Source organism: Mycobacterium sp. 20KCMC460, assembly GCF_022179425.1.
GTDB lineage: Bacteria > Actinomycetota > Actinomycetes > Mycobacteriales > Mycobacteriaceae > Mycobacterium > Mycobacterium kiyosense.
This window is the reverse complement of the sequence record NZ_AP025524.1, coordinates 4,435,901-4,449,011: the sequence shown is the minus strand read 5'-3', so window position 1 is coordinate 4,449,011 and position 13,111 is coordinate 4,435,901. Positions and strand designations below refer to the sequence as shown.

Below are 13,111 nucleotides of genomic sequence, written 5' to 3'. Positions count from 1 at the left end.
TCTTTCCCCCAGGATTTTCGCTGAGTCGGCGGTTTGTGCTGCTTTGCTAACCATAAGCGCCCCCGGCAGCATTAATTTGCACCAATTTTTAGCAGGTTTGTGTCGGGTGCGCGATTCACACGTGTGTAATAAGACCGTGATCGTTATTTGCGCATGTGCAATAAGTTGAAATTGCGGGTTACCGAGGTTCCACGATGGTGCCGTCGGACCTGGCCAGCGGTGACTTCTGCAGCTCGTCCATGCGGGTCATGAACTCTTTGAGAAGAAAGCTGTACCGCTCGGCGGCCACCTTTGCCGCGGCCTGAGCGGTCTCGACGATGAGGTCTGCCAGCACGTCGGGTTCCAGCCGGCTGGCCGGCGGGCCCAGCCACAAGCCGGTCAGTTGGCCGAGGCCGTCGACCTCCGCGCTCACCGCCCGGTTGCGGCTGGTCACCCGGGCGCTGATGGTCTTGGTCTGCTCGGTCATCGACTGCAGCAGATCACGCTGCTTCTTGGCTCGCGCGATCACCGACTGCGCCAGGCTGGTCATACCGACCTCATCCAGGTGGCCGGCGGATCGTCGTCGTCATCGGCGAACAATTCGGCCTCCGCCCGGGCCAGATCCTCCTCGGTGGGCAGGCCGATCTCACGGATCGACGACGGCGTGAATCCCTTGCCCAGCAGTTCCCGGCGGAAGGCCACCTGGGCGCGCAGTGCCGAGTACTTGCACAACGCCAGGATCTCGGCCGCCAGGTCCTGCGGTGGCCGGGCCAGCTCGCTGCGGTCGATTTTTAGCGCCGTCGGCAGCCCGCGCTCGGTGGTGACGACGGCGATGGTGCCGGTACGGGACCGGACCGGTGGCTGGCGTCGCTGCCGTTTTTCCGGTGGCACCTCTACCACTTCCCGCCTCGCTCTCCGCGCCGGTCCGGCCGGATTACGGCCCGGATTTTTAGCGCGACAATGACACTCTTCAGATCGGTACAATACTTTTCTACCGCTATATGTCCGGATTAAAGAACGCTTTGTGCTTGCCCCGCCCGGCAAGCTGCGATCGCGGACGCTTGCAGTCACTAGTAGTGAGGACACCGAGTAGATGCCTGGCACCAGGGACGCTCAGCGGGTCTTCGACGCCGGGGTGTTGTCACTGGGCATCCCCATCGATGGGCTGGAGACCGATCGCGACGTTCAGTACGCGGCGTTGGCGTTCAAACGCGCCACCGAGCACGACCCGCAGATGTGTGACGCCTGGCTGGGACGGGCCGCAGCCGGTGACACCAGCAGCGAAGTGCTCTACAACCTGTGGCGTACCAGCAAGGAGAACCTGAACCGCGAGCAGCGGCGGCTCGGGCTGCCGCGACGGGCGCTGTGCGGCCGCTTTCAGACGGGGTTGTACCTGGACTACACGCTGAGCACGCTCACCGAGGTGTGGCTGGCGTACGCGGCCAGCATGATCGCCGGCAAGGACTTTGACGAGGCCGAGCGGGTGCTCGACGAACTGGACACCATGCGCCGGTCGATGCCCGACTGCGACGCCGAGAATGCCGAGATCTGTGCCTACATCCGCGCGGTGCTGCACTTCACTACCCAGCGCTGGCCGGATGTGCTTACCGCACTTGCCAATTCGACATCGTTCACCGACGAGTACATTGCCGCGGGGGCCAACCTGATGGTGGGCTCGGCGTGCGCTCAGATGGGCTTGTTCGGGGAAGGTATTCGCCGGCTCGACCTGGCGATCGACGGCCCGATCCCGGCCGCGAGCCGGGCCGCCGAATTCTGCAAGGGCCTGACCTTGCGCGAGATGGGCAAGGAGCCCGAGGCCCGGACCATCTTCGAGCGGATCTACAGCGAAGAGCCTGGGTTCGAAGCCAACGCGGCGGCGCTGCACGACCCGAAATTCCGGCTGATCATCAGCACCAAAAACGACATCGACTCGCGCACCGACAAGTGGGATCCGACAACCGCGCGCAGCGCCCGCGAGGTCGACGCCGAGGCCATGAACGAGCGCGGCAACGAGTACCTGCGCGCCGCGCAGCTGGAGCTGGACCGCCAGATCGGCCTGGCCGACGTCAAGCTGCAGGTGGCCAAGCTGCGCTCGGCGGCTCAGCTGGCCAAGGTGCGCGAGGGCAAGGGGCTCAGCGCCGCCGCGCGCAGCCTGCACCTGGCCTTCACCGGTCCGCCCGGAACCGGCAAGACGACCATCGCCCGGGTGGTCGCACAGGTCTACTGCGGGCTGGGCCTGCTCAAGACGCCGGCCGTGGTCGAAGCCAAGCGTGCCGATTTCGTCGGGGAGCACTTGGGCAGCACCGCGATCAAGACGTCGGCGCTGATCGACACCGCGATGGACGGGGTGCTGTTCATCGACGAGGCCTACACGCTGATCCAGACCGGTCTGGCCGGTGGTGACGCGTTCGGCCGCGAAGCGGTCGACACCCTGCTGGCGCGGATGGAAAACGACCGCGACCGGCTGGTGGTGATCATCGCCGGGTACGACGCGGAGATCGACCGCTTCCTGGCGTCCAACGAGGGCATGGCGTCGCGATTCACCAAGCGGATCCGGTTCGCCTCCTACAACCCCACGGAATTGGGCGACATCGGCCGGTTGATCGCCAAGACCCGCGACTCCGAACTCACCGACGGCGCCTACGAGGAACTGGTCGCGGCGTGCAAGCGCCTCTACGAGAACCAGTCGGTCGACGACACCGGCCAGTTGCGCCGCGACATCGACTTGGTCGGCAACGGACGTTTCGTGCGCAACGTGATCGAGACGGCCGAGGAGGAACGGGAGTTCCGGCTCAGTGAGCGCCAGGACGTCAGCGTGGAGGATCTCGACGAAACCGAGTTGATGCGCATCGAACTCTCCGACATGCGGACCGCCCTGGAAAACGTGCTCGGCATGTCCAACCGGCTGACTTCGAGAACGTTCTAGTGGGCAATCCAGACACCCCCGGGTTCAAGGGCAGCAGCGGCGCGGACACCAATCCGATACCCGTTGCCCTGATTCAGGCCAAGCTTGCCGAGGAGGCGGCCGAACCGGCAGCCCACGAGGCAGCACCTGTTGCCGAAGAGCCGGCGCCCGCCGCCGACGCGGGCCCTGCGGGTCCGATGACCGCCGGCACCCAGGTCATCAACCTGCCGCCGGTACCCGCGGCCGAACCCGAGCCGGACGCGGCGGTTGGAGCCGACGCGCCACCCCAGCCGGAACCCGAGCCGCAGCCGGCGCGCCCCGCCCCCACCACGGAGGGCACCCGCGTCATGGCGCTGCCCCCACTTCCGGCGCCTGCGGCACCCGAGCCGCCGGCGCCCGCAGAGCCGCCGCGACCAGCCCGTGAGGGGCTGGGTCCGATGTCCGAGGGCACGGCCGTCTTCCAGTTACCCCCTCACCCCCGGGCCCACTCCCAGGCGCGCCCTGCGGCCCCGCCGCGCCAGCCGCCCGCCCCCGATAAGCCGCCGGTGCGTCCCGCTCCGCGGCCCACCCGGCCGCGCCGCCGCCGGCCGCGGCGCCGCCGGTCGTCGCACCTCGGCAGGCATCCGGCCGCCCGCCCCGGCGCCGCCGCAACCGGACCCCCGCTTCAACCCGCCCGCTGCGCCGGTGGCGACGCCGTTCACCCGGGCGGCCCCGAGCGCGCCCCAGCCTCCGCCCGGCTATCAGGATCCGCGCATTCCGTCGCACACCGATCTCGGGCTGGTGCGGGCCCGGCCGCTGCCGCAGCGCGGATGGCGCCGGGCCGTGCACCGGCTCACCGGCCTCAACCCCGGCGAGTCCGAGCTGGAGAACACCCGGCAGAAGTTGGTGGCCAGGGTGAGCCAACCGGTGCGCGGTGACTACAGCATCGCCGTGCTGTCGATGAAGGGTGGTGTCGGCAAGACCACCACCACGGTGGGGCTGGGATCCACCTTCGCGGCGATCCGCGGTGACCGGGTGATCGCCGTCGACGCCAATCCCGACTTCGGCACCCTGGCCCAGCGCGGCCCCGATCAAAGTCGGTCCACGGTGCGGGACTTGTTGTTGGACGACAACATCTTTCGTTACTCCGACATCCGCAGGCACACGTCGCAGAGCACCAGCCGGCTGGAAATCCTGGCCTCCGAACGCGATCCGGCGACCTCCGAGGCGTTCTCCGATGCCGACTATCGGGTGGTGATCCGGCTGCTGCAGCGGTTCTACAACCTGATCCTCACCGACTGCGGCACCGGGCTGGTGCATTCGGCGATGTCGGCCATCCTCGACGAGGCCGACGCGATCGTGCTGGTCGCCTCCCCGGCCATCGACGCGGCGCGCAGCGCGTTCGCGACGCTGGACTGGCTCGAGCATCACGGGCGGGGTCACCTGGTGCCCAACGCGACGGTGGTGATCAGCGCCGCCCGCCCCGGCAAGGCCTCGGTGGACCTGGACAAGCTGGCCGCGCAGTTCCTGACCCGGATCCGGTCGGTACACGTCATTCCGTTCGACGACCACCTGGCCCAGGGTTCGGAGATCGTGTTGGACCTGATGGCCAACCGCACCCGCCAGGCGTTCCTGGAGTTGGCTGCGTCCATCGCCGACGGGTTCGCCGACACCAAGCGCGCGGCGTCGCGCCACTGAGCATGCCCGACGCCGATTCCCGTGATCGGTCATCGGCTCGGGTGTTCTCTGATATACGTTTCAGATCGCCTTAAGGAGCAGGGGGTGCCGTGAGAGAAGCGGTGGTAGTTGCAGTTGTCGAACTGTTGGCGATCGTCTTCGCCACGGCGACGTGGGTGTATCTGGATGCCCGCGCGCACGCCGGGCGCGGCCGCCCCATCGTCTCGTCCTACGGTTCGATCAACATCGATACGCCGGCGGCGTGGTTCCTGGCCTGCCTGGTGATGTGGGAGACGTTCTTTCCGCACTACATCGCTCAGCGCCGCTGGACCTAGCTGGTTTTCGAGCCGGTGTTCGAGCCCTCTCGCGCGGCGATCATCGCCGACCGGTTGACCTTGGTCGCCGCCGTGCGCGGGATGTGGTCGACGAACTCGACCGTTTTGGGCGCTTTGTAGTGGGCCAGGCGGCTCTTGGCGTAGTCGATCAGCTGTTGTTCGGTCGGCGGTTGCGCGGCGTGCGCCGACACCTGAACCACGGCGTGCACCCGGCGGCCCCATTGCGGGTCGGACAGGCCGATGACGACGACGTCGGCGATGTCAGGGTGTCCGGACAGCGCGGACTCCACCTCGGCGGGAAACACATTGGCGCCGCCGCTGACGATCATGTCGGCGCGCCGGTCGGTGATGTAGAGGAAGCCGTCCTCGTCGAGACGGCCGATGTCGCCGGCCGAGCGGAACCCGTCCTCGGTGGACGGCAGCGGCGGCGCCCCGCCCAGATAGCGGTAGCCGGCGCTCATCGGCGCGCGCAGATAGATGTCGCCTTCTTCGCCCGGGCCCAACGGGTTCTTGTCGGCGTCCAGGATGCGGATCTCGGTGTCTCGGAAGCCGCGGCCGACGCTGCCCGGATGGGTCAGCCACTCGTCGCCGCGCAGCGCGGTCAGCCCGAGGTTCTCGGTCATGCCGTAGGCGGTCACGATCTGTTCGGGGCTGAGTAGTTCGAACCAAGTGCGCAGCAGCGACGGCGGCATCACCGCGGCTCCCTGCAGGATGAACACGATGCTGGACAGGTCGCGCTGCCGGATGTCGGGCAGCGCGGCCACCCGCGCCAGCATCGTCGGCGTGGCCGTGAAATTGGTGATCCGGTAGCGCTCGATGGTGTCGACGAACAGGTGGGCGTCGAATTTCTCCAGGATCACCAGGTGGTCGCCGCTGAGCAGCATCAGGAAGGTGGCGAAACCGTTGGTGTGATACATCGGCGCGGGCACCATGATCCGCTGCGGCTTGGCCACCGGCGTCCAGTTCGACAGGAAGGGTTCGCCCTGTTCGGGTATCCACAGCGAGGGCGCCAGGTTCAGGATCACCTTCGGCACGCCGGTGGACCCGCTGCTGCAGATACCGTTGGCGGTCGGGGAAACCGCTGTGGGCAAAGGACTTCGGGACGAGGCGGCGGCCAGTTCGTCCAGCTCCCAGCGGGTGGTCTCGTCGACCACCACCACGGGGTCGATGACCGCGCGCACCCGGCCCCGTTCCCACTCCGGCAGGTCCCAGTGCATCGGTATCGGTACCGCCCCGATCTTCCAGCACCCGAGCGCGGCCAGCACCAGGTGGATCGAGTTCGGGATGGCAAGGGCAACAAGCGAACCCGTCTGCGCACCGTGTCCGGCCAGGGCGCGTCCCCATTGGTTGGCGCGGGCCTCGAGTTCGCCGAAGGTCAGCGACTCGGCGGTACCGTCCAGCGCGACAATGGTCACCGCGGTGTCGTCGCCCCGCTCCCCGGCGAGCTCGCGCAGCTTGTCGCCGAACGGGATTCCGTTGGCGAACGGGTTGGGGGCGGTACCCGCGCTGACGGGTTGGGTGCTCATGCCGATACGCGCCCGCTGAACAGCGTCTCCAGATGTCCCTTGCGCACGTCGGGGATCAGCCGCAGGCTCAGCGCTTCGGGACCCAGGGGCAGCCGGATCAGCGGCTGGGTGTGCCGGTCCAGCACGCTGACGTCGGACTCGTCGCAGAACCCGAGTGCGCCCAGCAGCTGGTGGGCGGTGCGCAACACCTGCCGCGCAGTCTCGGCCGCTTTCAGCCGTAACACCAGGGCGTCAGCCGAAAGAACTTGCAGCGCAACCGATTCCGGACGGCAAAGGGTGTATTTGGCCAGTTCGTGGAGGCCGCGCACCGCGACCGACGCGTCGGCGACGGAGAATCTGACGGCCTGGAAGTCGGCCAGCGGCCTGCCGAACTGCACCCGCGCCTGTACATGCTCGGTGGCGATGTCCAGCGCCCGCTGCACCGCACCCAGAATCCGCCATGATCCCAGCACGAGATGAAGATTAACGTCGGCCGCTGCAACGGCTCCGTCGGGGGCGCCCAGAGTGGCCGGCGTCAGGAAAGGCCCCAGCTTGGCGCCGGGGCGCACGCCGGGCTGTACCGGGTAGCGGATGCCGTCCAGGTCGGCGGCGATCCAGCCGCCGGGCAGATCGCCGTGGTCGATGCGGGGGGCGGCGGGGTTCACCAACGCCAGCCGGGCGCCGTCGATCGCCAGCAGTTCCTCGACGAGCGGATAAGGCAGGGCCGCGGCACCCGCGGCTCGGCACAGCGCCGCCGCGGCCAGCAGATCGTCCGAACCGGAGCGGACGTCGAGTTCGAACGCGCCGAGCTCGGTCAGGGCGTCGCGCGCCGACTGCCGCACGGTGTCGTCGGTCTCGGCGCGGATCGCCGCCTGCGGCCCGCCGAGCCGGGCCAGGCGCTTGGCGGCGACGGCCGCGAAGTCGGTGATGTCTTGTGGCAGTTCGGTATTCATCGGTGTTCTCCCAGTACGTCGCGGGCCACCATCATGCGCTGGACCTCGATGGTGCCCGAGGCGACGGTGGCGGCCTGCGCGTAGCGCCAGTGGTCGTCGACGGCGCCGTGCAGCGCTGCGGTGGAGCCGCTGTCCAGTGCGGTGGGGCCCAGCACGTCGAAGAGCAGCTCGGCGACCAGCTGGTCACAGGTGGTGGTCGCGATGCGGGCCGCGCTGGCCGCCGCGCCGGCCTGCGGATCGTCCTGCAGCGACACGGCCCGGTAGGCCATCAGCCGGGCCACCCGCAGGTCGACCAGCGCCCGCACCCAGCGACTGCGCAGCGATTCGGGCAGCCGGTCCCAGTCGTCGCCGAGGGCGTCCTGCATGCGGTGCAGCAACGCTTCGCAGCGGGCATAGCGCGCGATGCCGACGCGCTCGAAGGCCAACGCCTCGCGCATCACCCGCCAGCCGTCGCCGGGCTCGCCCAGGATGTCGTCGTCGGATGCCGGCACGCCGTCGAGGAACACCTCGTTGAGGTGGTGCGGCCCCAGCATCGACGGGATGCCGCGCACGGTGAAGCCCGGACGGTCCATCGGGATCAGAAACAGGCTGAGCCGCTTGGACTTCGGCGCGTCGGGATGGGTGCAGGCGGCCAGCACGCACCAGGATGCCATCCGCGCGTAGGAGGTCCACACCTTCTGGCCGTCGATACGCCAGCCTTCCCCGTCCCGGACCGCGCGGGTGCGCAACGACGCCAGGTCGGTGCCGGCCTCCGGTTCGGAGAATCCCTGGCACCAGATCACCTCGCCGGCGGCGATGCCGGACAGATGCTTGGCCTTCTGTTCGGCGGTGCCGTATCGCATGATGGCCGGTCCGACCCAGTTGATGCCCATGTACTGCGGACCGCGCGGTTCGTAGTTGGCCCACATCTCCTCGCGCAGCACGGTCTGCTGCCAGATCGAACCACCGCCGCCGCCATGCTCTTTCGGCCAGGCCAGCGCCAACAGTCCCTCCGCGGCCAGCAGTTTGCAGAACGACTCGGTGGTGGCCAGGTCGTCGGGGTCGTCGGTGCAGGCTCCCAGGAAGTCGGCCGGGATGTGTTCGGCGATCAACTGCCGCAACCGGTTTCGCAGTTCGCCGGCGTCGTCGCCGAGATCGTAGTCCATGGTGGTCATCCCTTCGGCAGCCCGAGCACCCGCTCGGCGATGATGTTGCGCTGAACCTCGGAGGTTCCGCCGTAGATGGTCGCGGCCAATGCGTCCTGGCGTTCGAACAGCAGGTCGGGGTCGGTGCACGAGGAGGGCCCGGCGGCCGCCGCGCTCAGTTCCCAGACCCGTTGCAAGGTGAGCGATCCGAGCAGCTTCATGGTGTCGGCCTCCGGGGTGGGCCGGCCGGCGAGTTCGTTGTCCAGGGCGCGGTAGCCGGTGGTGCGCAGGGCCTCGGCGTCGGTGAGCAGCGTGCCCAGTTCGGTGTAGACGTCCGGGTCGTCGGTGACCGAATCCAGGCCCCGCATGATTTCGACCCAGTTCATGATCCAGATCATCTGGCGTTCATGGTGCAGCGAGGACAGGGCGACGGTCCATCCGCCGTGCAACGGCCCCAGCAGATTGGCCGCCGGCACCTCGACGTCGTCGAGGAAGACCTCGCAGAACGTCTCGTCGGAGATCGACGCCATCCGGATGGGTTCGATCCGCACTCCGGGGGACTGCAGATCCAGGATCAGGCAGGAGATGCCGCGGTGCTTGGGGGCATCGGGGTCGGTGCGCGCATACAACGTGCACCACTGCGACAGATGCGCCTGCGTGGTCCAGATTTTGTGGCCGTTGACCCGGAAGATGTCACCGTCGCGTTCGGCGCGGGTGCGCAACCCGGCGAAATCCGACCCGGCTTCCGGCTCGGACATCCCCAGCGCCCACCACTCGTCGCCGCGCAACAGGGGAACCAGCAGACGGTCGATCTGCTCGGGCGTGCCGAACTGGCGGAGGCCGGGTGCGGCGACGCCGGGACCCTGGACGTTGGGCAGTTTGGGCGCCGACCGAAGGGCACCCGCGATGCGGATTTCCATCGCGTCCCGTAACCCCAGCGAGCGGCCGCCGTGCTGGCGCGGCCAGGTGGGTTGCAGCCAGCCGGCTTCGAAGGCGGCCCGCTGGTGCTCGCGCCGCATCGCGATGTCCCAGCGGTATTCCCGGTAGCGCTGGTGATAGTCGCGCGGCAGGAACTCGGTGAGCCACCCGATGTACTCGTCGACGACCGTCATGCCCGGCCCCCCGCGAAGCGCCGGCCCACTTCGTTGTAGAGCGCGCGGCTGTCGCCCAGCAGCGCCCCGCCCTGCCAGGCGTGCCGCACGTAGAGGTGCGCGTCGTGTTCCCAGGTCTGGCCGAGTGCGCCGAACACCTGGACCGCGGTGCGCGCGCAGTCGGTGGCCGCATCCGCGGCCGCCGCTTTGGCCATGGCCGCCGCCGTCCAGGCCGTTGATGATGGCGCGTCGAGTTGGTGGGCCGCGGCATAGGTGAGGCTGCGGGCGCGTTCCAGGCCGACGTAGTTGTCCGCCAGGGCATGTTTGACGCCCTGGAAGGCGCCGATCGGGGTGCCGAACTGCCGACGTGTCTTGGCGTGTTCGACGGATCGCTGCAGGGCCGCGCCCGCCACCCCGAGCAGGTCCGCGGCCGCGGCCACCAGCGGAGCCGCAACGGCCGCGTCCAGCGTGGCGATGGGAGCGACGGCCACCGGAGCGGCATTGACGTCGACGTCGTCGAATGGGTGCGCGGGGTCGGTGGATTCGCTGGGCGAGACAGCGACGCCGTCGCCGGCGCGCAGCACGGCGGCCACCGGTCCGTCATTGGAGCGGGCCAGGGCGACGATCAAGTCGGCGCGGCTGGCATGTGGGACCGCGACCGCCCGGCCGCGCAGCCGGCCGTCGCGCAGCGTCATCGGGGTGCCCGGCAGCCGAGCACCGGGGGAGTGCACGGCCAGCGTCGCCACCGCACCGGAGGCGATCTGGTCTAGCACCTCTGCGCAGCCCGCGCCGACGGTGGCGCGCAGTGCGCCGGCGGCCAGGCCGATGCTGCTCAGCAGCGGGACGGGTGCCAGCACCGCGCCGCATTCCTCGAGCACCAGGGCCAGTTCGACGGGGCCGAACTCGCCGTCGGCGTCGTTGGCCGCCAACTCGGTCCAGCCCAGGTCGACGACCGTCTTCCACAGGGTGCGCCAGCGTTCGGGATCGTCGAGGGCCTGCCGCGCGACCTCGGGTGGACACTCGGTGCGCAGGATGCCGCGCACGGTGTCGCGCAGCGCCAGCTGCTCCGACGTCAGACCAACATTCATAAGACCCCTAACATAATAAAAATAGTAAACTAGCGGGCCGCGCGCAAACGAAGTGAGGGGTTGACGGTGGAGTGGTATCTGTTCGTACCGCAGGTGCGGCTGGCGGTGTCCGACATCGTGGATCGGGCACTGCACGCCGAGGCCGCCGGATTCGACGGCATCGCGTTCATCGACCACCTCGAGGCGCCGGGACAACCCGACGAAAACATCTGGGAGGCAATGAGCATCGCATCCTGGGTCGCAGCCCGGACGCAACGACTGCGCGTCGGACACCTGGTGCTGTGCGACGCGTTCCGGCACCCGGCCGTGCTCGCCAAGCAGGCCGTCACCCTGTCGGAGGCCAGCGAGGGCCGCTTCGAACTCGGCCTGGGCTCGGGATCCTGGCCCGCCGAGTTCACCAGATTCGATGTCGGTCAGCAGGATCCGCTGGCCCGTGTCAAGCAGCTCGGGGGCCACCTCGAGCTGATCAAGCAATACTGGACCGGTGGGCAGCAACCCAAGCCCACCTACCCGATACCGCTGGTTCTGGGTGGCAGCGGCCCGCGCATGATGAAACTTGTTGCCGAACATGCGGATTGGTGGAATCTGCAGGCCAACCACCTCGAGCGGCTACCCCGGCTGGTCGGGTCCGCCGGCTCGGCCCGGATCTCGGTGCAACAGATGGTGGGGTTCGTGCGGGCCGGCGCCGACCCCGCCGCGGTGCACGAGGTCAGCACCCGGCGGTTCGGTCATCTCGGTTCGGGTCTGGTCTGCGGCGACGCCGACGAGCTGATCGGGCATTTCGCCGGCCTGGCGGCCCAGCGGGTGGCACGTAGCTACGTCTGGTTCGCCGATTTCGCCGCCCCGCAGTCGGTGAGCGAGTTCGGCGAAACGGTGATCAAGAACTTTCCGCGTCCTGCTGCTTGACCGCCGTCGCGCGCCGGCGCGCCTCGGTGGGTACCACCGGCGGCCGGGCGTAGGGTCCCCGCTGCACCGCGCTGAGCCGGATCTCGGGCAGGTCGACCGACGGGTCGACGGTGTCCAGCCAGGCGACCGTGTTGGCGATGTCGGAAACCTGGATCGCGTACATCTCGAACGGAACATCCTGCAGCATCTCGGTTTCCACCGGCCCGGGGGTGATGAGGTGCACGGCGATGCCGTCGCGGTCGACCTCCATGGCCAGCGCCCGGGCGAAGGCGTTCATGCCGGCCTTGGACGCGGAGTATGCGGTGCGCGCCATCATCGGTTCGTGGGCGGCCGAAGACGAGATGAAGATCAGCCGCGAGCCGGGCCGCATCCGGGGCAGCACCGCCGAGGTGACCACGAAACACGAGTCCAGGTTGGCCGAGATGACGGCGCGCCACTGGGCGAAAGTCTGCTTGCGCGCATAGGTCCCGCCGAGCGCGCCGGAAGCGTGCACGACCAGGTCGATACGCTCGAAAGGGCTTATCGCAGCGGCGAACCCGTCCGGATCGGAGGCGTCGGCGACGACGGCCCGTGCGCCGATCTGCTCTGCTACCGCCCGCAGCGGGCCCTCCCGGCGCGCCATCACCAGCACGTCGTAGCCCAGCTCGCACAACTTGGCCGCGCAGGCCTTGCCGATACCACCGCTGCCACCGGTGACCAACGCGGTTCTGGGAGTGCCCACCTGCGGCCGCTACGGTCGCCGGATGTCGCGCGGGCGGGACAATGCCTGCGGAGACAACGCGTAGATCCGCTGCTCGGCACGGCCGGACAGCACGTAGGTCTGGGTATCGGCCAAGTGCCGGCCCGCGATCCGCCGTGCCCGGTCGACATCGCCCTCGGCGATCGTCTCGGTCAGCTTGATGTGGGTGTTGAGCGCCGCACGCCGCCTGGCCAGCGACGGGTAGGTGCCGCTGGCCGCACTTTCGTCGGCCCACTGCTGCTCGTGGCTGGACCACAGCGTTTCCAGGCTGCCGACGACCGCGATGATGGTGTGGTTGCCGCAACCGCGCACGATGAGATTGTGGAACTGGCGCCCGATTTCGGTGAATTGCCGTCCGTCTTCCAGGTTTTCGGCCATCGCCTCGTTGGTACGCTTGAGTTCTGGCACCAGCGTGTCGGCGCGGTCGGGGCGCTGGGCGGCCAGCGCCGCGCAGGCGGGTTCGAGTTCCTGCAACGCCGCACCGAGGTCGCTGATCACGACGGACTCGCTCTGCAGCAACAGACCCAGCATGTAGGCGGCACTGGTCTTGGCCGGAGCGTGCACCACCGCGCCGCCGCGGTTGCCGCGCCGCACCGAGACCAGGCCCTCGGTCTCCAGAATCCGCAGCGCTTCGCGCAACGAGACCAGGCTGACCTTGAACTGGTCGACGAGAACTTCCTGGCGGGGCAACAGGTCGCCGTCGGCAAGCTCACCGTCGATGATCTGACGGCGCAGCTCGTCGGCTACGATTTCGGCGATCCTCGGCGCCGACAACCGGCGACGGGCGTCGGGTCCGATTCCCAGAGGGGCGCTCATCCGAGTCCTCGCAA

Annotated in this window: 13 protein-coding genes; 4 read left to right on the top strand and 9 right to left on the bottom strand. The window is 68.8% G+C overall.

What is annotated here, in order from left to right; translation table 11 throughout:
• Positions 1-178: 178 nt before the first annotated feature.
• Positions 179-529, bottom strand: coding sequence for a YbaB/EbfC family nucleoid-associated protein (locus tag MKCMC460_RS20495; protein ID WP_236976716.1), 351 nt, complete (start codon positions 527-529; stop codon positions 179-181).
• Positions 526-870, bottom strand: coding sequence for a hypothetical protein (locus MKCMC460_RS20490; RefSeq protein ID WP_236976715.1), 345 nt, complete (start codon positions 868-870; stop codon positions 526-528). The genes MKCMC460_RS20495 and MKCMC460_RS20490 overlap by 4 nt, the downstream gene beginning before the upstream one ends.
• A 202-nt stretch (positions 871-1,072) precedes the next feature.
• On the opposite strand from MKCMC460_RS20490, the gene eccA reads away from it, so the two are divergent.
• From eccA to MKCMC460_RS20475, 3 genes are all read left to right on the top strand, one after another.
• A complete protein-coding gene (gene eccA / locus MKCMC460_RS20485) occupies positions 1,073-2,905 on the top strand; it encodes a type VII secretion AAA-ATPase EccA (RefSeq protein ID WP_236976713.1) in 1,833 nt (610 codons plus the stop codon).
• 663 nt (positions 2,906-3,568) lie between these two features.
• Positions 3,569-4,561: a MinD/ParA family protein gene (locus MKCMC460_RS20480; protein ID WP_238304745.1), complete on the top strand. Its 993-nt coding sequence runs from the start codon at positions 3,569-3,571 to the stop codon at positions 4,559-4,561.
• Between the two features lie 89 nt (positions 4,562-4,650).
• On the top strand, positions 4,651-4,875 hold the full coding sequence (locus tag MKCMC460_RS20475) for a hypothetical protein (protein WP_236976711.1): 225 nt from the start codon (positions 4,651-4,653) through the stop codon (positions 4,873-4,875).
• Here MKCMC460_RS20475 and MKCMC460_RS20470 read toward each other — a convergent pair.
• From MKCMC460_RS20470 to MKCMC460_RS20450, 5 genes are read right to left on the bottom strand one after another with little or no spacing between them, the layout of a single operon-like run.
• Complete coding sequence (locus MKCMC460_RS20470; protein ID WP_236976710.1) at positions 4,872-6,401, bottom strand: class I adenylate-forming enzyme family protein; 1,530 nt, start codon at positions 6,399-6,401, stop codon at positions 4,872-4,874. The two genes, MKCMC460_RS20475 and MKCMC460_RS20470, sit on opposite strands and share 4 nt — an antisense overlap.
• Positions 6,398-7,333: an acyl-CoA dehydrogenase family protein gene (locus tag MKCMC460_RS20465; protein ID WP_236976709.1), complete on the bottom strand. Its 936-nt coding sequence runs from the start codon at positions 7,331-7,333 to the stop codon at positions 6,398-6,400. The genes MKCMC460_RS20470 and MKCMC460_RS20465 overlap by 4 nt, the downstream gene beginning before the upstream one ends.
• Positions 7,330-8,487 carry an acyl-CoA dehydrogenase family protein gene (locus MKCMC460_RS20460; protein ID WP_236976708.1) on the bottom strand — a complete coding sequence of 386 codons (1,158 nt, stop codon included), beginning with the start codon at positions 8,485-8,487 and terminating at the stop codon, positions 7,330-7,332. The genes MKCMC460_RS20465 and MKCMC460_RS20460 overlap by 4 nt, the downstream gene beginning before the upstream one ends.
• On the bottom strand, positions 8,484-9,569 hold the full coding sequence (locus MKCMC460_RS20455) for an acyl-CoA dehydrogenase family protein (RefSeq protein ID WP_236976707.1): 1,086 nt from the start codon (positions 9,567-9,569) through the stop codon (positions 8,484-8,486). Before MKCMC460_RS20455 ends, MKCMC460_RS20460 begins: the two co-directional genes overlap by 4 nt.
• On the bottom strand, positions 9,566-10,636 hold the full coding sequence (locus MKCMC460_RS20450; protein ID WP_236976706.1) for an acyl-CoA dehydrogenase family protein: 1,071 nt from the start codon (positions 10,634-10,636) through the stop codon (positions 9,566-9,568). Before MKCMC460_RS20450 ends, MKCMC460_RS20455 begins: the two co-directional genes overlap by 4 nt.
• 66 nt (positions 10,637-10,702) lie before the next feature.
• Between MKCMC460_RS20450 and MKCMC460_RS20445 the strand changes: the two genes are divergently transcribed.
• Positions 10,703-11,542 (top strand): LLM class flavin-dependent oxidoreductase, encoded by an 840-nt coding sequence (locus MKCMC460_RS20445; RefSeq protein WP_236976704.1) that lies wholly within the window; start codon positions 10,703-10,705, stop codon positions 11,540-11,542.
• Here MKCMC460_RS20445 and MKCMC460_RS20440 read toward each other — a convergent pair.
• Both MKCMC460_RS20440 and MKCMC460_RS20435 read right to left on the bottom strand, forming a co-directional pair.
• Positions 11,514-12,263, bottom strand: coding sequence for an SDR family oxidoreductase (locus MKCMC460_RS20440; protein WP_236976702.1), 750 nt, complete (start codon positions 12,261-12,263; stop codon positions 11,514-11,516). The two genes, MKCMC460_RS20445 and MKCMC460_RS20440, sit on opposite strands and share 29 nt — an antisense overlap.
• A gap of 9 nt (positions 12,264-12,272) precedes the next feature.
• Positions 12,273-13,097 carry a FadR/GntR family transcriptional regulator gene (locus tag MKCMC460_RS20435; RefSeq protein ID WP_236976701.1) on the bottom strand — a complete coding sequence of 275 codons (825 nt, stop codon included), beginning with the start codon at positions 13,095-13,097 and terminating at the stop codon, positions 12,273-12,275.
• Between the last annotated feature and the right edge of the window lie 14 nt (positions 13,098-13,111).